The sequence below is a fragment of the Prevotella sp. LCP21S3_D2 genome, from assembly GCF_052118345.1.
Lineage (GTDB): Bacteria > Bacteroidota > Bacteroidia > Bacteroidales > Bacteroidaceae > Prevotella.
Window position 1 is genome coordinate 1 of sequence record NZ_JBQKHJ010000082.1, and the last position, 769, is coordinate 769.

Consider the following 769-nt stretch of genomic DNA (forward strand, 5'->3'; position numbering starts at 1 on the left):
AGGTCAGCGGCCAAGCGAAAGCATTAAGCATCCCACCTGGGGAGTACGCCGGCAACGGTGAAACTCAAAGGAATTGACGGGGGCCCGCACAAGCGGAGGAACATGTGGTTTAATTCGATGATACGCGAGGAACCTTACCCGGGCTTGAATTGCAGAGGAAGGATTTGGAGACAATGACGCCCTTCGGGGCCTCTGTGAAGGTGCTGCATGGTTGTCGTCAGCTCGTGCCGTGAGGTGTCGGCTTAAGTGCCATAACGAGCGCAACCCCTCTCCTTAGTTGCCATCAGGTCATGCTGGGCACTCTGGGGACACTGCCACCGTAAGGTGTGAGGAAGGTGGGGATGACGTCAAATCAGCACGGCCCTTACGTCCGGGGCTACACACGTGTTACAATGGCAGGTACAGAGAGACGGTCCCTTGCAAAAGGGATCAAATCCTCAAAGCCTGTCTCAGTTCGGACTGGGGTCTGCAACCCGACCCCACGAAGCTGGATTCGCTAGTAATCGCGCATCAGCCATGGCGCGGTGAATACGTTCCCGGGCCTTGTACACACCGCCCGTCAAGCCATGAAAGCCGGGGGCGCCTAAAGTCCGTGACCGTAAGGAGCGGCCTAGGGCGAAACTGGTAATTGGGGCTAAGTCGTAACAAGGTAGCCGTACCGGAAGGTGCGGCTGGAACACCTCCTTTCTGGAGAGACGAATTTCCTGTGAAGATTTAGGAACAGGACTTAAAAGTTCGCTTCTCTTCTTGTACGCACCATCTGTTTAAT

At 55.5% G+C, this 769-nt stretch carries 1 rRNA gene; it reads left to right on the top strand.

The features are described 5' to 3' along the window. Window positions 1-687, top strand: a 16S ribosomal RNA gene (locus tag ACTQ16_RS16675); the annotation flags it as partial. Window positions 688-769 lie beyond the last annotated feature (82 nt).